The organism is Pseudomonas sp. B10, from assembly GCF_900156235.1.
GTDB classification, from domain to species: Bacteria; Pseudomonadota; Gammaproteobacteria; order Pseudomonadales; family Pseudomonadaceae; genus Aquipseudomonas; species Aquipseudomonas siliginis.
In genome coordinates, this window is the sequence record NZ_LT707063.1 from 5,016,817 (window position 1) to 5,035,876 (window position 19,060).

The 19,060-nt window shown below is 60.5% G+C and carries 14 protein-coding genes; 6 read left to right on the forward strand and 8 right to left on the reverse strand.

Translation table 11 applies throughout. The features are described 5' to 3' along the window. Positions 1–5,532, forward strand: coding sequence for a calcium-binding protein (locus BXA01_RS22745; RefSeq protein WP_076566383.1), 5,532 nt, complete (start codon positions 1–3; stop codon positions 5,530–5,532). Between the two features lie 68 nt (positions 5,533–5,600). Here BXA01_RS22745 and BXA01_RS22750 read toward each other — a convergent pair whose 3' ends face one another. After that, positions 5,601–6,713, reverse strand: coding sequence for an enoyl-CoA hydratase/isomerase family protein (locus BXA01_RS22750; RefSeq protein ID WP_076566385.1), 1,113 nt, complete (start codon positions 6,711–6,713; stop codon positions 5,601–5,603). Positions 6,714–6,845: 132 nt separating this feature from the next. Between BXA01_RS22750 and ung the strand changes: the two genes are divergently transcribed. Beyond that, positions 6,846–7,538, forward strand: a complete 693-nt coding sequence (ung, locus tag BXA01_RS22755) for a uracil-DNA glycosylase (RefSeq protein ID WP_076566386.1) — start codon at positions 6,846–6,848, stop codon at positions 7,536–7,538. A 119-nt stretch (positions 7,539–7,657) separates the two neighbouring features. Here the strand turns inward: ung and BXA01_RS22760 are convergent, their stop codons facing one another. From BXA01_RS22760 to BXA01_RS22775, 4 genes are read right to left on the reverse strand one after another with little or no spacing between them, the layout of a single operon-like run. Further along, positions 7,658–8,692 carry an AbrB family transcriptional regulator gene (locus BXA01_RS22760; RefSeq protein WP_076566388.1) on the reverse strand — a complete coding sequence of 345 codons (1,035 nt, stop codon included), beginning with the start codon at positions 8,690–8,692 and terminating at the stop codon, positions 7,658–7,660. Beyond that, on the reverse strand, positions 8,685–10,199 hold the full coding sequence (locus BXA01_RS22765; protein ID WP_016771277.1) for a tripartite tricarboxylate transporter permease: 1,515 nt from the start codon (positions 10,197–10,199) through the stop codon (positions 8,685–8,687). The genes BXA01_RS22760 and BXA01_RS22765 overlap by 8 nt, the downstream gene beginning before the upstream one ends. A 1-nt stretch (position 10,200) precedes the next feature. Then, complete coding sequence (locus BXA01_RS22770) at positions 10,201–10,659, reverse strand: tripartite tricarboxylate transporter TctB family protein (protein ID WP_016771276.1); 459 nt, start codon at positions 10,657–10,659, stop codon at positions 10,201–10,203. Between the two features lie 55 nt (positions 10,660–10,714). Next, complete coding sequence (locus BXA01_RS22775; protein WP_076566389.1) at positions 10,715–11,692, reverse strand: Bug family tripartite tricarboxylate transporter substrate binding protein; 978 nt, start codon at positions 11,690–11,692, stop codon at positions 10,715–10,717. Between the two features lie 446 nt (positions 11,693–12,138). Between BXA01_RS22775 and BXA01_RS22780 the strand changes: the two genes are divergently transcribed. Further along, complete coding sequence (locus BXA01_RS22780; RefSeq protein WP_024011992.1) at positions 12,139–12,810, forward strand: response regulator; 672 nt, start codon at positions 12,139–12,141, stop codon at positions 12,808–12,810. After that, positions 12,803–14,188 (forward strand): sensor histidine kinase, encoded by a 1,386-nt coding sequence (locus BXA01_RS22785; RefSeq protein WP_024011993.1) that lies wholly within the window; start codon positions 12,803–12,805, stop codon positions 14,186–14,188. Before BXA01_RS22780 ends, BXA01_RS22785 begins: the two co-directional genes overlap by 8 nt. Before the next feature lie 141 nt (positions 14,189–14,329). Here the strand turns inward: BXA01_RS22785 and BXA01_RS22790 are convergent, their stop codons facing one another. After that, positions 14,330–15,151, reverse strand: coding sequence for an HDOD domain-containing protein (locus BXA01_RS22790; RefSeq protein ID WP_041478868.1), 822 nt, complete (start codon positions 15,149–15,151; stop codon positions 14,330–14,332). Between the two features lie 34 nt (positions 15,152–15,185). After that, entirely contained in the window at positions 15,186–16,127 is a 942-nt protein-coding gene (ygfZ, locus tag BXA01_RS22795; protein ID WP_076566391.1) for a CAF17-like 4Fe-4S cluster assembly/insertion protein YgfZ, read from the reverse strand. Positions 16,128–16,277: 150 nt separating this feature from the next. Here ygfZ and BXA01_RS22800 point away from each other — a divergent pair, with 150 nt between their 5' ends. Beyond that, positions 16,278–16,532 (forward strand): FAD assembly factor SdhE, encoded by a 255-nt coding sequence (locus BXA01_RS22800; protein WP_007911418.1) that lies wholly within the window; start codon positions 16,278–16,280, stop codon positions 16,530–16,532. Beyond that, complete coding sequence (locus tag BXA01_RS22805; RefSeq protein ID WP_076566393.1) at positions 16,516–16,968, forward strand: protein YgfX; 453 nt, start codon at positions 16,516–16,518, stop codon at positions 16,966–16,968. The genes BXA01_RS22800 and BXA01_RS22805 overlap by 17 nt, the downstream gene beginning before the upstream one ends. Here BXA01_RS22805 and nadB read toward each other — a convergent pair. Next, a complete protein-coding gene (gene nadB, locus BXA01_RS22810; protein ID WP_076566395.1) occupies positions 16,937–18,553 on the reverse strand; it encodes an L-aspartate oxidase in 1,617 nt (538 codons plus the stop codon). The genes BXA01_RS22805 and nadB overlap by 32 nt on opposite strands. Positions 18,554–19,060: the final 507 nt, after the last annotated feature.

A 19,060-nucleotide genomic window follows, 5' to 3' on the forward strand; every position in this document is an offset into this window, starting at 1 on the left:
ATGAGTTATGTATTCAGCGATATGGAAAAATCAGAGATTTTCAACGCAGCAAATATTTGCAAAGGAATGAGGCTGCGCTCAAAACAACTTCAGTACGATGCACTTAAATTAGCAGGGGCAAGCTGCGCCCCCCTGTACCAAAAGCTATTCGACATTATTGGTGAAAAAGTTTCTGACGTTGCAGCTGCCGATAAAGAGGCTGGAGAAGTGCTGAAAAGCGCCAGACTCTGGCTTGCCGTGGCCATTGATGCCAACGGTGGAAACGGTGCCTACTCTGCCCTGATTCGTGGTTACACCTCCCGCCAGGGTGAACTCAGACTGAATACAATTTTCAGTGAAGACCTGATGCAGCTTTCATCCAACCAGGTTGCCGTCAACTTCATCAATACCCTGATCAACGGATCCCTTGCCGGTCAACTGGCACCCTGGACGGTGCCGTCAATCAGCCAGATCGCAGAAATCGACGCCAGCGCGATTGGCGAGGCCCTGTTCAAGGAAGTTTGCGGGGAGGACGACACCGCCGTTAAGCGTAACTCTGGTTGGTCTGGAACAGTCGGATTCAGCCTGTTGGGCGGTAAACCTCCCTATGAAACGTGGAGACTGATCTCTGCGGGCGACCCGGATGCGGAAGATGGCGGCCCACCCATCCAGGCAAAACCCAACCGGCTCGACGACTATAAAAACATTCTCTTCGCCATCGACGCCTACAGCGTCGGCCTGCAAGCGGCGATCAGTAATTTCGGCGTCAATCCACTGCAAAGTCTGCTTTCAGTGGTTCCGGAACAAATCAGTATTGCGCTGGCCAGTGGCAGTGTGAATCCGCTGATTCAGCATGTAGTCAAAGGCACGCCTGTTGCCGCCGTGGTCGAGCTGATCTTGCGCTACGGCCAGAACGAATTTCTCGACATGTTCAAGCGCACTTACGACGGCGATTGTGCTGCCATACCCACCACCAACGACACCTTCGCCAGCAACGCTTACGCCTTCTTCTCGGCATTCTCCCCAGAGCAGTCGCAAAGCATCGTCACCCGGACAATAGGCGAGTTCGGCAATGCCAATGCATGGGCAAAACTGGCAGGCGAGGCGACGCCGCTCGGTCTGGCGTTGCGCAATTCCTTGCAGCAACTCAGTGAAGTCGTCATAGAACGAGCCGACGGTTATCCCGACCGCAACCTCGAGCTTTACGATCCGCACACTGGCGAAGGCTTTATCACCGCGCAGTGGCTGGCGGATCGTGCGCAGATGCTGGCGCGGTTGATTGCCCGTACCCAAGCCTCGTTCGCAGAACACTCGCTGCAGCAGTTTTACTACTCCGATCTCGCCTCAGGCAAACAGGCGCCGATGACCACCGGAGTGCTGAACCCGCTGGCCATGTTCGGTGATGACGGTGGGCGATCTTTCGCTGGTGGCGCCAATGCCGATCATCTGTATGGCGGCGTGGGCAATGACTCCATCGATGGGATGGCCGGTCACGATGTCATTGAAGGCGGTCGCGGCAATGACTCGCTAATCGGAGGTGACGGCAATGATGGGTTGTACGGAATGGCCGGTGACGATGTTCTGATCGGAGGAAAGGGTAACGACTCCTTGATCGGAGGCGAAGGCAACGACCGTTATGAATTCGCCAGCGGCGATGGCCTCGACGAGATTCTTGATGCCAACGCCGATGGGCAACTGTGGATCAACGGCGGGCCGATTCCCCATCTCAAACGCCGCGCGCCTCTGAGCAATATCTGGTCTACCGAGGATCGGTCCATCACCCTGGCGCTTGTTGAAAACACCCTCAACATCAAATACGGCCAGGGCGATCTGGTGGTGATCAAAAACTTCCAGCCCGGAATGCTTGGCATCCGCCTCCCTGAATACGAGGAGCAGCCGGTCCCCGTTGCTGATCTGACCCTCCAGGGCGACTGGAAAGCCAAAGACGCCGATCCCACTGTCCCCGGTGATCAGCCCTCCTTTGATGAGCTGGGCAACGTGGTGCTGCTGCCCAAGGTCAAACAGCGCAACAAGGCCGACGTACTTTACGGTTCCGCCGCAGACGACATCATTCTCGGCCTGGGTGGTTCTGATCGATTGTTCGGCAAGGCTGGAGACGATCGGTTATTCGGCGACAAGCAGACGACGCTCGAAAAAGCTATGGCCGACGGTGACGCCAAGGGCAAGGCAAGTCGCGGAGACTGGCTCGACGGCGGGCAAGGTGACGATTTGCTTATCGGTACGGCATCCCGAGATGTTCTGCTCGGTGGCAATGATCGGGATACCTTGATCGGTGGTGCTGGCGACGATGTGTTATCCGGAGACGAAACCACCGGCGCGCTGGAGCAGGGTTGGGCGGTCAAACGCGCTGACGTCCCCATTGCTGGTGGTGTCACCAGTCACCGAACGGTCTTTTCAAAGGCCTCGATAAACAGTGCCTCCGAGGGCGGTGACGACGTGCTGTACGGGCAGGGTGGCAAGGATTTTATCGACGGCGGCTGGGGAGAGGACCTGCTTGACGGCGGCGCTGACGACGATTTTCTCAAAGGCGATCAAGGTAACGACACCCTGGCCGGTGGCAGCGGCAACGACGTGATGCTTGGTGACAACCTCGATTGGGGCGGTGGCCTGCCCAGCAGACACCATGGCAACGATGTGCTGGACGGCGGCAGTGGTGATGATTCACTCGGCGGTAACGGTGGCAGCGACGCTTTGTATGGCGGCCCTGGCAACGACATTTTGCAGGGTGATGACGGCGTACTGGACGGCGTCGAAGGCGATGCCGCGCATTTTTTTGGCGATGATCTGCTGGACGGTGGCTCCGGTGATGACACGCTCTGGGGCGGCGGTGGCGATGATTTGCTCTTCGGCGGCGAAGGCAATGACGATCTGATCGGCGATAGCCCTGAGCATCCGGTTCGCTATCACGGCAACGACTTTCTCGATGGCGGCGCGGGGGACGACACCCTGCGAGGCATGGGCGGCGCAGATACGCTGGCGGGTGGCGCTGGGGCTGATTTCCTCGATGGCGACGTATCTGACCTGCAACCGGGCGGAAGCAACAACGACGTGCTTCAGGGCGGAGAAGGAAACGATACGTTACAGGGTGGTTTCGGTGCCGACACGCTGTACGGCGGCGCGGGTGACGACATCCTTGCCGGCGATTACGAAAACAGCGCTGAAGCCGAGCAGAATGCCGATTATCTGGACGGTGGCTCAGGTAACGACACGCTGCTCGGTGGAGTCGGCAACGACACATTGCTGGGCGGAGAGGGGACGGACTACCTTCGCGGCGATTCTGGCGACAACGTGTTTGATGGCGGTCCCGGTGCTGACGTGCTGGATGGCATGGATGGCGCCGACATCTACTATTTCGGCGCTGGCGACGGCCTGGATATCGTCACCGATGCCGGCGGCCGCAACATCATCAAGTTCGGTGCAGGGTTTTGCGCGCAAAGCCTGAAGGCCGACGTTATCGAAGTTACCGTCGGTACAGTGTTGCGACTGGCCAATGGCACGGGCGACGCGATACTCATCAAGAATCACGAGCGGTGGAAGGATTCCACATTCAGTTTCAGCGACGGCGGGGTACTTGATTACGCAGATGTCCTGCGCAAAACACTGCCACCGATAGAGACGGCCGAGTCTCCCGTACCGGAACCTGTCACCGTCCCGGCAACCCCTGAAAGCAAAGTTGAGGATCCGGTTAAGCCAGACGATGTAACCGCTGCGGCGCAAGGCCTGGTGGAACCTGTTCAAGCGGTCAACTGGACCGATGAGTTCCTCGCGCAAATCAAGTCAAAACGCTCCGCCCGCAGACACGCCACAGGTTTTACCTTGAATGAGCAAGGCGTCTGGGTTCGCAGCCATATCACTATCAGCGACACCGGTTACACCACGCACACCGAGCTGATCGATGGCAGCGTCGAAGCGGGGACACTGTCTGAAACGCCGCCATGGATGAAGGTTGATGCAGGGCACGCCGTGGTCAGTGAAAGGCAGTCGACAACCACAACCCGTGTCGAACATAAACCGGTGAAAGCCGAGGGAGCAATGCCTTCCTCAGCTCAGGCGCCTCGCTATTATCGATCCGGCTCGGCCAACGGGTTTTCATTCAATTCGGGCGACGTATTGGTTGAAGACCGAAAGGAATCCGGCGCGCTTGAAGGCTGGTACGTCTATCCGGCGGCAAGCTTCAGTTCGGGCGCTACAGTGCCCAAGGCGTTTCGCTGGGATGTCACGACTGAAACGATCAAACGCAAAATCGTCCATGGCAACGATGCCGGCGGACGAGTCAACGTCGAAGTGGAAAACGTTTTCCACGGCGGCGCGGGAGACGATCTGATCGTCGCTTATGCAGGCTCCCCACTTGACTACGGCACTGTCGGCGACAGAACACCGGGCGTGTTTTTATCCGCCGGGGCAGGTGACGATACCTTGCTGGGCTCCGAGGGCGCCGACTATCTGCTCAGCGGCTCGGGTGATGACTGGCTCTACGGCGAAGACGGCGCCGACACCTACGTCGTGCAAGCGCATGCCGGGGCGACAACCACGATTGCGGACGTGCTCAACCCTGTTTTCCACCGAGCAGAAGTTGGCGTAGCGGGGTGGAAAGACGAGTACGGATTGATCGATCAGGACACGGTTGTCCTTCCCGCAGGCGCGCAGCGCGATGCACTGCAATTGAGCTGGGGTGCTGCGCTGATAGAGACCACCCGTGTCGAGCTGGAACCCAACCCGGGTCGCGGGGCTTACCGCGATCCGCCAAGAGCGAAAATGCTCCATCCGACACTCGATATCCAATGGGGCGGGACACAGAAAGTCCGCATCGTCTTGCCCCTCAACGGTGAACTTGAGGGCGCCGGTATTGAGCTCGTCAAGTTCGCCGATGGGTCGGTCGAAAATTTGAAGCAGCTCCTGGAATCAAGTCAGCTCGGCCCTGCGCCCGAGACTTTTCATACGGGTGTCATCGTCAACCATCCCACCCGTTCAACTTCCTTGCGAGACGGACGAGCGCTGCCACTAGTGGGCGGTCGCGGCAACGACACGATAAGCGGCGCGGGAGAGATCCGAGGCATGCACGGGGATGACGTGCTCACGGGCAGCCCCGGTGATGATCTGCTGCTGGGTGGGCCGGGCAATGACACGCTGGCCGGCGGCGCTGGAAATGATATCTACCGATACGATGGCCTCGGCAGAGACGTGATCATCAACAACGGAGGCGGCCTGGACGGGATCGATTTTTCCGAGCGCAGGCTGACGATCGACAACCTCAAGTTTCATCGTGAGCGCGATGATCTGGTGATCGTGGTGGATTACGGCATGGCGCCGAAAATCCGGGTTTCCAGTCATTTTGCCGCTGGTGAAAGCGCTATTGGCTTCATAAGAGTCAGCGAAGGAACAGCGACGCAGGACTACAGCGCGACGCAAATTGCCGAACGTCTGCACCCGCTTCCGCCACTGAGGGATGTCGAGGATATTTTGATAAAGGGCGACGATGAAGCGCAGCGGGCGATGATGGAAATAATAGAGTTCTACGAACTGAATGTCTGAGTAGCAAGACGACCGATTGAGCCGGCCCGCGATGGAAATCCTGTTGCCATCGCGGGCCACGCGTCACCTCAATACTGGGTCAGATCCGCCAAGGGATGCCGCCCCTCCCAGACTTTATGAAAGTGCGCCTCGACCACCGCATCCGGCACGTTATTGATGTCCGGCCAGTGCCAGTGCGGCTTCTGATCCTTGTCGATCAACCGCGCGCGCACGCCTTCGCTGAATTCCGGATGACGGCAGCAATTGAGGCTCAGGGTGTATTCCATCTGGAATACTTCGGCCAGCGACATGTGCCGCGCGCGGCTGATCTGTTCCCAGACCAGATGCGCGGTCAGCGGCGAGCCCTCGGTCATGGTTTTCGCCGCGCGGGCAATCAACGGATCGCTGCTGTCGCGGTGCAGGCTGATGGCTTTCCACGCACAGGCAACGTCGCTGACATCGAGCAGTTCGTCGATCTGCGGACGACGCGGCAGCCACTGCGCTTCGGGCATTTGCTCAAGTGCCTCCTGCTGCAGAGCCTTGAGCAGGCTGTTGAGCTGCATGGCGGTCTGTTCCTGCCAGTTCAATTGCAGCAAGCCTTCGATCAATTGCGGTTGCTGTTCGTCGAGGAGGAAGCGGTCGGCCAGATCCAGATCCAGCGCATCACGGCCGTTGATGTGCGCGCCGGTCAGGCCGAGAAACAAGCCGAGCTTGCCCGGCAACCGCGCAAGAAACCAACTGGCGCCAACGTCCGGATACAGACCAATGGTGATTTCCGGCATCGCCAGACGGCTGCTCGGCGTGACGATCCGCGTGCTCGCGCCCTGCAACAGGCCCATGCCGCCACCGAGCACATAACCGTGACCCCAGCAGATCAGCGGCTTGGGATAGGTATGCAGGCTGTAATCGAGGCGATATTCCGCGCTGAAAAATTGCGCGGCCAACGGAGGGACTTCGCCGGGGTGAGCGCGGCAGGCTTCGACCAGGCTGCGCACCTCGCCGCCGGCGCAGAAGGCTTTGGCGCCGTTGCCGCGCAGCAGCACGCAGACGATTTGCGGGTCATTGGCCCAGGCGTTCAATTTGTCGCTGAGGGCGTTGATCATCGACAGTGACAGCGCGTTCAACGATTTTTCGGCATCCAGGCTGGCGATGCCGATGCGGGCGCCGTCGGTGCCGGTAAGTTCTTCGAAGTGCAGATTCATCGTGACCTCGATCGGGAATTTGAGCGATCAGTATGATCGCTATGGGGGAAAGTGCCGGATCTGCGTCAGATCAATTGACAAGCGTGGTCGGCTTTCCTAGGGTTCGCCCCATTGTTTTTGCCGGAAATGACCATGACTGCTGACGACCGTATCAAACTCGAACCGAGCTGGAAGGAGGCACTGCGTGCTGAGTTCGACCAGCCTTACATGGCAGAGTTGCGCAGCTTTCTGCAGCAGGAGCGGGCGGCCGGCAAGGAGATCTATCCGCCGGGACCGATGATTTTCAACGCACTGAATTCGACGCCGCTGGACAAGGTGAAAGTGGTGATTCTCGGCCAGGACCCTTACCACGGCCCGGGCCAGGCCCACGGTCTGTGCTTCTCGGTGCAGGCGGGCGTGCCGGCGCCGCCGTCGCTGGTCAACATCTATAAAGAGCTGAAGCGCGACCTCAATATCGACATTCCCAACCACGGCTACCTGCAGAGCTGGGCCGAACAGGGCGTGCTGCTGCTCAACACCACCATGACGGTTGAGCGCGCCAACGCCAACGCGCACAAGGACAAGGGCTGGCAACACTTCACCGACCGCATTATTGAGGTGGTCAGCGAGCGGCAGCCGCATCTGGTGTTCATGCTCTGGGGCGCCCATGCGCAGAGCAAGCAGAAGCTGATCGACGCGACCAAGCACCTGGTGCTGACCTCGGTGCATCCGTCGCCGTTGTCGGCGTATCGCGGGTTTTTGGGCTGTGGGCATTTCAGCCGGACCAACAAGTTTCTCGAACAGAATGGCGAAACGCCGATCGACTGGCGCTTGCCACCGATTTGATGTGTCGACCGGTTTGGCCCCTTCGCGAGCAGGCTCGCTCCCACAGGAATTGTGTACAAGCCACAACCCCCCTGTGGGAGCGAGCCTGCTCGCGAAAAGAGCGACCCGATTTCGCAGACTTAGGCGGGATGACGATTCCAGTATTTGAACAACGGCTCCGCCAGAAACAGCACAAACAACAGCCGCATCACCTGCATCGCCGTCACCAGCGGCACCGACAATTGCAGGGTCTCCGCCGTCAGACTCATTTCGGCAATCCCGCCCGGCATCATGCCCAGAGTCAGTGAACGCAGATCCAGATGGGTCAATGCACTCAAGCCCAGCGCCGCCAGCGACGCGATCAACATGGTCAGCGCCGTGCCGATCAACGTCCGGCCCATGAACGACGGCGCGCGGCGGAAGAACTGCCGATTGAAGTGACAGCCCAGGCCGCTGCCAATCAGCCATTGGCCGATCTGACTGCCGCCATTGGGCAAACCGATGTGCAGATCCCAGGTGATGCTGACCGCCGCACTGACCAGTAACGGCCCGAACAGCCATGGATTGGGTTGGCGCAAACGCTGCCAGAGCCAGGCAAGCAGGGCGCCCGCCGGAAACAGAATCGCCAGCCAGCGCCAATCGACGCTGCCTGCATGAGAAATCGGCGTGCCGTCACCGAGCAGATACTTGAACGCCGCCGGCACGCACAACACCACCACCAACACCCGCAGACTCTGCCCGGCCGCGACATGGCTGAGCAGTGCACCGTTACGCGCGCTGAGGTTGACCATCTCCCCGGAGCCACCGGGCATGCTTGAGAAAAACGCAGTGGCGCGATCCTCGCCGGTGCGGCGCATCAGCCACACGCCGACCACCGCCGACAGGCTGGTGACCAGCGCACCGAAGAAGATCAAACCGAAATGACTGAGCACCTGTTCCATCACCAGCGGGGTGAAGTGCAGGCCGATGCCGATGCCGACGATCCACTGGCCGCACTTGCGCCCGCCAGGGATTTCCGCCAGTTGCCACGGCGTCAGGCAGCGCACCAGGATGATCGCCAGCAACGAGCCGACCATCCACGGTAGCGGCCAGCCGATCTGGCTGGCGATGAAACCGCCAAGCAGACCGACCAGCGGGGTGCCCCACCAGGCTTTCAGGGACAAGCGATCAAACATCGGCAATGACGCGCCGTGCCGCCGAACGTTTACGCCAGATGCGGATCAGCGGCATCAGCAGCATGATCGCGGTGAGGATCCAGCAACCGAAGGTGATCGGACTCGACCAGAGAATCTCCAGCGCGCCATTGGAGATCGACAGGGCGCGACGCAGGTTCTGCTCCATCAGGCCACCGAGGATGAAGCCCAGCAGCAGCGGCGACAGCGGGAAATCCAGCTTGCGCAGGATGTAACCGAAGATGCCGATACCGATCATCAGGAACAGATCGAAGGTGGTCGCGTGCACCGCGTAAACGCCGATCCCGGTGATGATCGCGATGATCGGCACCAGCGCCCAGTTCGGCACGGCGAGGATGCGGGTGAATACGCGGATCATCGGGATGTTGAGGATCACCAGCATCACGTTGGCGATGAACAACGACGCGATCAGGCCCCAGACGATGTCCGGTTGCTGTTGGAACAGCAGTGGACCCGGGGTGATGTTGTACAGCGACAGCGCGCCGATCATCACTGCGGTGGTGCCCGAACCCGGAACGCCGAGGGTCAGCATCGGAACGAGAGCGCCGCACGCCGCGCCGCCGATTGCGGTCTCTGGCGCGGCCAGACCACGCGGATCGCCTTCACCGAATTTGCCGCTGGTGCCAGCGATGCGCTTCTCGGTCATGTAGGCCACGGCACTGGCGAGCGTTGCGCCGGCACCGGGCAGCACGCCCATGATGAAACCGAGCACGCCGCAGCGCACGTTGACGACGAAAACCGACGCCGCTTCCTTGAAGTTGAACATCATCCGGCCGGTGGCTTTCACCGCTTCCTGGCCGTGGTGGGTTTTTTCCAGCAGCAGAAGGATTTCGCTGATCGAGAACAGACCCAGCACCAGCACGACGAACTGGATGCCGTCGGTCAGGTGAATGTTGTCGCCGGTGAAACGGTACACGCCACTGTTGGCGTCGATGCCGACGGTGGAAAGGAACAGACCGATCAGCGCCGCAATAAAGGTCTTCAGCGGTCGATCACCAGCCATGCCGCCGAGACAGACAATCGCGAACACCATCAACACGAAGTATTCCGCCGGTCCGAAGGCAATCGCCCATTTCGCCAGCAGCGGCGCAAACAGCACCATGCCACACGTGGCGATGAACGCGCCGATGAACGAACTCCACGCCGACAGTGACAGCGCGACACCGGCCATGCCTTTGCGGGCCATCGGGTAGCCGTCGAGGGTGGTCATTACAGTCGAGGCTTCACCCGGAATGTTCAGCAGGATCGAGCTGATCCGGCCGCCGTATTCGCAGCCCAGATAGACCGCCGCGAGCAGGATCAGCGCCGACTCCGGCGGCAGGCCGAGTGCGAACGCGATCGGAATCAGCAACGCCACGCCGTTGATCGGACCAAGGCCCGGCAACAGGCCGACGACAGTGCCGATCAGGGTGCCGCACAGTGCGGTCACCAGGTTGTACGGGCTCAGCGCGACGCCGAAGCCCTGACCCAAATAGCCAAGGGTATCCATATCAGTTCTCCAGGACGCTGAGCAGGCCGAGGGGCAGCGGAACATCCATCAAGCGATCGAACAGCAGATAGAGACCAACCGCCATCAGGCTGATGATCACCACGCTAGGCAGCCAGCGGCCGCCATAGAGACGGGCCATCGGTACGCCGGTAATGATGCTGGCCACGATGAAGCCAAGGGGTTCGAAGGTGCCGGCGAACACCAGCAACAACACCACGCACAAACCGATCTTGGTCAGGGTTTCGCGATCCAGCGGCGGCTCATCCGGGTTGTGTTTGATCGGCGCCGGGCGAAACACCATGTACAGCAGCGCCAGCCCCATCAGGCCGAGCATCAGCAGCGGAAAGGCGCGCGGGCCGACCGGTTCATAGGAAAAAGCCGCTTGATACGGCCACGCCATCAGTGCCAGGCCGGCACACACCAGCAGCAACACCGAGGCGAAAATGCGTTGAATAAGCATGGGAGCTCCTGTGCTGCGTCCCCGCGTAGGAGACGCAGCCACTAGACAGAGACGATCACTGGATCAGGCCGAACTCTTTGGCCAGCACTTTGTAGTCGGCGACCTGCTTCTTCACGTAGGTGTCCAGCTCCAGGCCAGTCATGGCGAACGGGAACAGCTCACGCTGATCGCGCAGCTTGGCGAACTCGTCGGAAGCCAGCAGTTTGTCAAACGCGTCTTTCCACCAGGCGTAGTCTTCGTCGCTGACTTTTGGCCCGAGGTAGAAGCCGCGCACCACTGGCCAGACGATGTCGTAGCCTTGCTCGCGAGCTGTCGGGATGTCTTTCATTTCCGGTTCGTCGAGACGCTTGTCCGAGAACACCGCGAGCAGGCGCATGTCACCGCTCTGGATGTGCGGCATGGAGTCGGAGATGTCGGTACTGCCGACCTGGATGTGGCCGCCGAGCAGGGCCGTGGCGATTTCACCGCCGCCTTCGAGTGCCACGTAACGCAGTTCGCGCGGGTTGATCCCGGCAGCCTTGGCGATCAGTGCGGTCTGCATCCAGTCCTGGCTGCCGACGGTGCCGCCGGAGCCGATAACCACTGAGCCTGGATCTTTCTTCAACGCCTGCACGAGATCGTCGAGGGTCTTGTAGGGAGAATCGCTTTTCACTGCGATGGCGCCGTAGCTGGTGCCGACCGCCGCGAGCCAGCGCACGTTGGTTTCATCGAAGCGGCCGAACTTGCCCTGGGCCAGGTTCAGCAGCGAACCGCTCGACCACGCCACCAGCGTGCCGGCATCCGCCGGACGTTGTGCCACCACCGCGTTGTACGCCACCGCGCCGACGCCGCCGGGCATGTAGGTGACGCGCATCGGCTTGCTTAGCAACTTCTGGTTGACCAGTGCGCTCTGCACCAGTTTGCAGGTCAGGTCGAAACCACCGCCGGGGGAGGCGGGGGCGATGCATTCCGGACGTTTCGGCTCGGCCATGAGTTGGCCGGCAAACAGCATCGCGCCAGCGGCGAGAGCAACTTTACGCAGTGATACGTTCATTTGAGTCTCCAGAGGAGTTGTTGTTATGGATGGACCGAATGACCAAAGGGCAACGCGAAAACCTAGCGGCAGGCGCAGTTTTCTCGCGGCGCTAGCGCAACGACTTTAACAACGGAGGGGAAACAGGACTGCGGCGAGAAACCGACAGTGCAACGATGGAATCGAGCAAGGCGAGCAGGCATTACAGCCTTGGTGCGCATGGAGGGCATGCTGGGGGTACTCCGTTATTGTTCTTATGAGTCGAAAACGCTTCATGGCGTTTTGCGTTGCGCTGTGTGGCGGCAGCGGCGACAGTCGAAACTGTCCGTGGGCCAACTCTAACCGGCTAACCTTTCAACAACCTTTCAATTGTCTTTCACGGTTTTTCGGGCTTCACAGCGGCGGTTGCGGCTGTAAACTCCGCGACAAAGCGTGGCGTTGGCCAACCCTGAACGAGGTAAAAATCCATGCGTGTCCTGCTCGTCGAAGACCATTTGCAACTGGCCGAAAGCGTGGCTCAGGCGCTCAAGAGCACCGGTCTGACGGTGGATGTGTTGCACGATGGCGTGGCCGCCGACCTGGCGCTGGGCAGTGAGGAATATGCCGTGGCGATCCTCGATGTCGGCCTGCCGCGCATGGACGGTTTCGAGGTGCTGGCGCGGCTGCGTGCGCGGGGCAAGAACCTGCCGGTGTTGATGCTGACCGCGCGCAGTGACGTCAAGGATCGCGTGCATGGCCTCAATCTCGGTGCTGACGACTACCTGGCCAAGCCGTTCGAATTGACGGAACTGGAAGCGCGGGTCAAAGCCTTGCTGCGCCGCAGTGTGCTGGGCGGCGAGCGTCAGCAGCGCTGTGGCGTGCTGGCTTACGACCTCGATACACGGCGCTTCACCCTCGGCGACGAACTGCTGACCCTGACCTCGCGCGAGCAAGCCGTTCTCGAAGCGTTGATCGCGCGGCCGGGGCGAGTGATGAGCAAGGAACAACTGGCCGCGCAGGTGTTCGGCCTCGACGAAGAAGCCAGCCCCGACGCCATCGAAATCTACGTGCACCGCTTGCGCAAGAAACTCGATGGCCAGCCCGTGGCCATCGTCACCTTCCGTGGCCTCGGCTATCTGCTGGAAAGCCGCGATGCATAAGCCCAGCAGCCTGCGCTGGCGGTTGCTGTGGAACCTTGGATGGTTGCTGGTGGTGCTGATGCTCGCCAGTGGTTTGAGCGCTTACTGGAACGGTCGCGAAGCCGCCGACACCGCGTATGACCGCACGCTGCTGGCCTCGGCACGCACCATCGCTGCCGGGTTGTCGCAGCGTGATGGCAGCCTCAGCGCCGATGTGCCTTACGTGGCGCTGGACACCTTCGCCTACGACAGCGCCGGGCGCATCTATTACCAGGTCAACGACATTCACCAGAAGCTGATTTCCGGCTACGAAAATCTTCCCGGGCCACCGCCCGGCACGCCGCGTACCGACAGCTATCCGGCGCTGGCGCGCTTTTACAATGCGAAGTACAACGGTCAGAACGTGCGTGTGGTCAGTCTGCTCAAGGCCGTAAGCGAGCCGAACATGAACGGCATGGCGGAAATCCGCGTGGCTGAAACCGACGAAGCGCGTGTCAGCATGGCGCGCAGTCTGGCGGCTGACACCTTGTTGCGCTTGGGCATGCTGGCCGTCGGTGCATTGCTGCTGGTGTGGTTCGCGGTGAGTGCGGCGCTGCGGCCGCTGGAGCGGTTAAGAACCGCTGTTGAGGAACGCCAGCCCGACGACTTGCGGCCGCTGCCGCTGGTGGAAGTGCAGCATGAACTGGGACCCCTGGTACGCGCGCTCAATCATTTCACCGAAAGGCTACGCGGCCAGTTCGAGCGGCAGGCGCAGTTCATCGCCGATGCCGCTCACGAGTTGCGCACGCCGTTGGCGGCACTGAAAGCTCGGCTGGAATTGGGCCTGCGCTCGAACGAGCCGGAGACTTGGCGCACCACCCTTGAATCGTCCGCGCAAAGCACCGATCGCTTGACCCATCTGGCCAATCAGCTGCTATCGCTGGCCCGGGTCGAAAACGGTGCGCGGGCGATTGCCGAGGGCGGCGCGCAGTTGCTCGATCTGAGTCAATTGGCCCGAGAGCTGGGTATGGCCATGGCGCCTTTGGCGCACAAACGGGGTGTGGCGTTGGCGCTGGAGGCGGATGAACCGGTGTGGCTGCGCGGTGAGCCGACGCTGCTCAATGAGCTGCTGAGCAATCTGGTCGACAACGCGCTGGCGCATACGCCATCGGGCGGCAATGTGATTCTGCGGGTCACGGCGCCGGCGGTGCTTGAGGTTGAGGACGACGGGCCGGGCATCCCGCTGCATGAGCGTGATCGGGTGTTCGAACGGTTTTATCGGCGCAATCAGCAGGTTGCCGGTTCAGGTCTGGGCTTGGCGATTGTCGGCGAGATCTGTCGCGCGCATCTGGCGCAGATCACCTTGCATGATGGCGAGCAGGCAGGGTTGAAGGTGCGGGTCAGTTTTATTGCCGGGTAATATCTTTGTGGCGAGGGGATTTATCCCCGCTCGGCTGCGCAGCAGTCGCAGTTCAGCGATCACAATCTGTCTGGAAAAAACCGGGTCGCAGAGTTCAGGGTCGCTTCGCAACCCAACGGGGATAAATCCCCTCACCACAGGTCAGTAGAACATCGACCGCGATTCTTCCAGATCCGCGCAAAATTGCTTGTTCTCCGGATCAATCCCCAGCTTTCTGAACGCCGGCACACTGAGCGGATCAATCCGCGCAAACGGATGATCGGTGTCCTTGCGGCAATACAAATTGGCCACCTGCACGACATCGACGTAATCGATGCGCGTCGAGTCGCGGCTGAAGTCTTGATACAGCAATGGCAAATGCACCAGGCGCTCGGGAAACTCCCAGACCCGCAGCAATTTCTCGCCCAGCAATGGGTGAATCTGCTCGATCACATGGGTCAGGCTGACCGCATCGGAGAGCAGTTCATTGTGGTCTTCGGCGTAAGTCAGAATCGGCAGCACGCCAATCTGATGCACCAGCCCGCCGAGTGCCGCCTGATCGGGTTTGAGCTGAGTGTGACGACGACACAGGGCATAGCTGACGCCAGCGATTTCCAGACTGCTGCGCCAGACTTCGCGCATCTTCTGTTCGACCACCTCGGAGCGGGCATTGAAGATCTGCTCCATCACCAGACCGATCGCCAGGTTGCTGCTGTAATTGATGCCCAAACGGGTGATGGCGGTGTGCAGGTCGGTGACTTCCTGCGCGGCGCGCAGCAGCGGACTGTTGACCACTTTGATCAGGCGCGCCGACAGCGCGGTATCGCGGCCGATGACTTTGCTCAGATCGCTGACGCTGATTTCCGGATCCTCGGCGGCCTTGCGAATCTGCAGGGCCACTTCCGGCAACGTTGGCAGAACCAGGTCATCGTTATCGATGGCCGCAACCAAATCCTGTTGGACCTTTTCCGCCAGTTCGCTCATTTGGACTCTCTAGGGTGTTGCAACAATGCTGCGATCAACGCTGGATTTCGCGGTCGCGATCCAGTTCGTAAGGCAGGTCGAGCACGTGCAACGCGGGGCCTTCGAGGGCGCCCAGACGCAAATCACCGGCTTCGGCAGCTTCGGCCTGCAACACGGCCAGGAGTTCAATGTTTCCCTCGGCATTGGCCGCCAGCACCACTTCGCCGATCGAGCTGTTGTGGCTGGGCGCGAACAACTGAGTGCCGGGCTCCGGCAACTCGGCTGCGTCGAGGTGCAGGCGGTACAGGCGCCGCTTGAGCTTGCCCAGGTACTGCATGCGCGCAACGATTTCCTGGCCGGTGTAGCAACCTTTCTTGAAGCTCACGCCGCCGACCGCCTGCAGATTGAGCATCTGCGGGATGAACAGTTCGCGAGTGGAAGGCATGACCTGACCGATACCGGCGCGGATCTGGCCCAGCAGCCATTGATTCAGTTCGCCCTCAGCCAGCGTGGCGGACAGTTGGCTTTGAATGTTTGGCGCCTGAGCGGCAGGCACCCAGAGTTCGGCGCGCTCGGGCGAAACGCGAATTGCGATCAGGCCTTCATTGCGCACAACGCTGTCGGTTTCGGCGGGCAATGCCAGACCGAGGCTGGTCAGGGCTGCATCGCCATGTGCCAGACCGAAGCGCACCCAGGCGGCGCTTTCATCGGTCAGTTTCGATTTGGAGAACACTGCGTACTTTTTCAGGTCGGCCAGTTGCGGCTCGAGCAGCTCGCTGGCCATCGCCATCACCACGCCGTCACCTTCAAGCAGGATGCGGAAGCTCGACTGCATCCGGCCTTTCTGTGTGCAGCGGGCGCCGAGGCTGGCGCGGGTGTCGCTCAGGTAATTGATATTGCAGGTCAACTGGCCTTGCAGGAATTTTCCGGCGTCCGCACCGCGAACCGCGAGTACGCCTTCATGAGACAGGGTGCAGAAAAAAGCAGAATCGGCCATGGGTCATCGCAGGGTAAATAGACTGGGGCACATCATAAGGGGGCAGGGTTGAAATGGGTAGTTGATAAAGGATCACGGGTGCCCGACCAAAGCCGACTGTGCGGCCCGCGCCGGGGCTGTATACTGCCCGGCAAATTCGAGGAGGGCTCCATGGTCGAACAAGTTGAACTGAATCGCCTCTTTTGGCACAGCCGTCGCGGCATGCTTGAGCTTGACGTGCTGCTGGTGCCGTTCGTGCAGGAGGTTTACGCGACGTTGAATCAAGTGGATCGCGATCTGTACGTGCGTTTGCTGACTTGTGAGGATCAGGACATGTTCGGCTGGTTCATGGAGCGCAGCGAGTCGGAAGATCCGGAGCTGCAACGCATGGTCCGGATGATTCTGGATCGTGTCCAGCCCAAGTAATACGTTCGAATGCCGCTGGCATGCCTCACGGCAGTTGCTGGCGGCGTATCTGCTGGCCCAGGCGTTCGCCATGGGCTCGTTGTTTCTGCTGTCGATTCCACTCTGGGCCAGTCTGCTCGGCGCTTGCGCCTGTGCGCTGCACGGTTTTTGGGTGCTGCCACGGCAGATTCTGCTGAACCACCCGAAAGCATTTTGCGGGTTGCGCCGCGACGGCGATGGCTGGCAGGTCTGGAATCAGGCTGATGGCTGGCAGGCTGCGCAGTTACGACCGGACAGTCTGGCGCTGCCATTGATCGTAGTGCTGCGCTTTCGCCTGCGCGGAGAGTGGCGGGTCAGGTCGATCTGCGTACCACGTGACTCGCAGGCGGCGGATCTGCACCGACGCCTGCGAGTGCGGCTCAAGTTCAGCCGGCGTAGGTGGGCGGCACCAGAATAGTGTCGAACGCTTCGGGCAGCAGGTCCGGGTAGTCGAGGGTGTAATGCAGGCCACGACTTTCCTTGCGTTCCATGGCTGAGCTGATCATCAACTCGGCGACTTGTGCCAGGTTGCGCAGCTCGATCAGGTCGCGGCTGACTTTATAGTTGCTGTAGAACTCATCAATCTCATCCAGCAGCAGACGCACCCGGTGCTGCGCCCGTTGCAGACGCTTGTTGGTGCGCACGATGCCGACGTAGTCCCACATGAATCGGCGCAACTCGTCCCAGTTGTGCGCAATGATCACGTCTTCATCCGAGTCGGTGACCTGGCTGGCATCCCAGACGGGCAGGGCACTTGGTGCCGCGACGTCATCGAGTTGCGCAAGAATGTCCGCTGCTGCCGAACGGGCATAAACGAAGCATTCCAGAAGTGAGTTGCTGGCCATGCGGTTGGCGCCGTGCAGGCCGGTGAAGCTGGTTTCGCCGATGGCGTAGAGACCGGGCACGTCGGTGCGACCGTGCTGATCGACCATCACTCCGCCACAGGTGTAGTGCGCGGCGGGAACCACCGGGATCGGCTGTTTGGTGATGTCGATGCCGAAGCCCAGGCAGCGCTCATAAACAGTCGGGAAGTGGCTTTTGACGAACGATTCAGGCTTGTGGCTGATGTCGAGATATACGCAGTCGACACCCAGGCGCTTCATCTCATGGTCGATGGCCCGCGCGACGATGTCACGAGGCGCCAGCTCGGCGCGTTTGTCGAAGCGGTACATGAAGCGCTCGCCGTTGGGCAGCTTCAAATGCGCGCCTTCGCCACGCAACGCTTCGGTGATCAGGAAACTCTTGGCTTGCGGGTGATACAGGCAGGTCGGGTGGAACTGGTTGAATTCCAGGTTCGCCACCCGGCAACCGGAACGCCAGGCCATGGCGATGCCGTCACCGCAGGCGCCGTCGGGGTTGCTGGTATAAAGGTAGACCTTGGCTGCGCCGCCTGAAGCCAGAATCACGAAGCGTGCGCCGTAGGTGTCGACTTCGCCGGTGGCGCGGTTCAGCACGTAAGCGCCCAGGCAACGATCGCCTTCCATGCCCAAGCGGCGTTCGGTGATCAGATCGACGGCGACGCGCTGTTCCAGCAATTCGATGTTCGCGCGCTCTTTGGCCTGGGCCAGCAAGGTTTTGAAGATCGCCGCGCCGGTGGCGTCGGCAGCATGGATGATCCGTCGATGGCTGTGGCCACCTTCGCGGGTCAGGTGAAATTCGAAACCACCGTCTTCAGTGCCGGACTGTTCGTCGCGGGTGAACGGCACGCCTTGGTCGATCAGCCATTGGATGGCTTCGCGGCTGTGCTCGACGGTAAAGCGTACGGCGTCTTCATGGCACAAGCCGCCGCCCGCATTGAGGGTGTCGTCGACGTGGGATTCGACAGTGTCGGTATCGTCGAGCACGGCGGCAACGCCGCCCTGGGCCCAGAATGTCGAACCGTTGGCGAGGTCGCCCTTGCTCAATACGGCAATGCGCAGATGACCGGGCAAGGTCAAAGCGAGAGTCAAACCGGCAGCACCGCTGCCAATCACCAGAACATCGTGTTGGAACTGTTGGCTCATTTCAGGATTCCGCTCAAAGCGACCCGGGTCGGGGTTGGCGCAAGACAGCTGGATCGGCGAGTCAAGACAGCCACACAGCCCACTAGTATATAGAGGGGTTGGGCGGCACAATAGCCGGGCCCAGATGGCATTGTGAGACTACTGCGCGGTAAAAAGCGCTGTGCTTCGTCGGAAGTTTTTTTGCCGGTTTGGGAAAAAGACACCTGTATCGGCGCTGAAACAGTCTTTTCCGAGCAGGGTTGCGCAATGTCAGGTGGGTACGGCTATAAATAATTGGAACTTTTGCCAAAGGCCCAAGATCAATAGACGGTGCCAGAAACCAGGGACAGTGTCGGCTTCAGTGCGGAATCTGCGTTTGGATTCCTGTCGCCCAAACCGATAACAAGATTATTCGCGCAGCCGGTTTATCCCGCGCTGCGTTTTTCGTGCGTGCCAAATCAGAGCCCGCAGGAAACTTGCTTGGAGGGGGAGAACTTTTGCGAAAAGCCCGAGTCTATGTTTGCAAGT

Excerpts from the sequence above, each read along its gene's own strand:
- BXA01_RS22745 (WP_076566383.1), top strand. The coding sequence starts at position 1 with ATGAGTTATGTATTCAGCGATATGGAAAAATCAGAGATTTTCAACGCA.
- BXA01_RS22750 (WP_076566385.1), bottom strand. The coding sequence starts at position 6,713 with ATGAATCTGCACTTCGAAGAACTTACCGGCACCGACGGCGCCCGCATC.
- ung (WP_076566386.1), top strand. The coding sequence starts at position 6,846 with ATGACTGCTGACGACCGTATCAAACTCGAACCGAGCTGGAAGGAGGCA.
- BXA01_RS22760 (WP_076566388.1), bottom strand. The coding sequence starts at position 8,692 with ATGTTTGATCGCTTGTCCCTGAAAGCCTGGTGGGGCACCCCGCTGGTC.
- BXA01_RS22765 (WP_016771277.1), bottom strand. The coding sequence starts at position 10,199 with ATGGATACCCTTGGCTATTTGGGTCAGGGCTTCGGCGTCGCGCTGAGC.
- BXA01_RS22770 (WP_016771276.1), bottom strand. The coding sequence starts at position 10,659 with ATGCTTATTCAACGCATTTTCGCCTCGGTGTTGCTGCTGGTGTGTGCC.
- BXA01_RS22775 (WP_076566389.1), bottom strand. The coding sequence starts at position 11,692 with ATGAACGTATCACTGCGTAAAGTTGCTCTCGCCGCTGGCGCGATGCTG.
- BXA01_RS22780 (WP_024011992.1), top strand. The coding sequence starts at position 12,139 with ATGCGTGTCCTGCTCGTCGAAGACCATTTGCAACTGGCCGAAAGCGTG.
- BXA01_RS22785 (WP_024011993.1), top strand. The coding sequence starts at position 12,803 with ATGCATAAGCCCAGCAGCCTGCGCTGGCGGTTGCTGTGGAACCTTGGA.
- BXA01_RS22790 (WP_041478868.1), bottom strand. The coding sequence starts at position 15,151 with ATGAGCGAACTGGCGGAAAAGGTCCAACAGGATTTGGTTGCGGCCATC.
- ygfZ (WP_076566391.1), bottom strand. The coding sequence starts at position 16,127 with ATGGCCGATTCTGCTTTTTTCTGCACCCTGTCTCATGAAGGCGTACTC.
- BXA01_RS22800 (WP_007911418.1), top strand. The coding sequence starts at position 16,278 with ATGGTCGAACAAGTTGAACTGAATCGCCTCTTTTGGCACAGCCGTCGC.
- nadB (WP_076566395.1), bottom strand. The coding sequence starts at position 18,553 with ATGAGCCAACAGTTCCAACACGATGTTCTGGTGATTGGCAGCGGTGCT.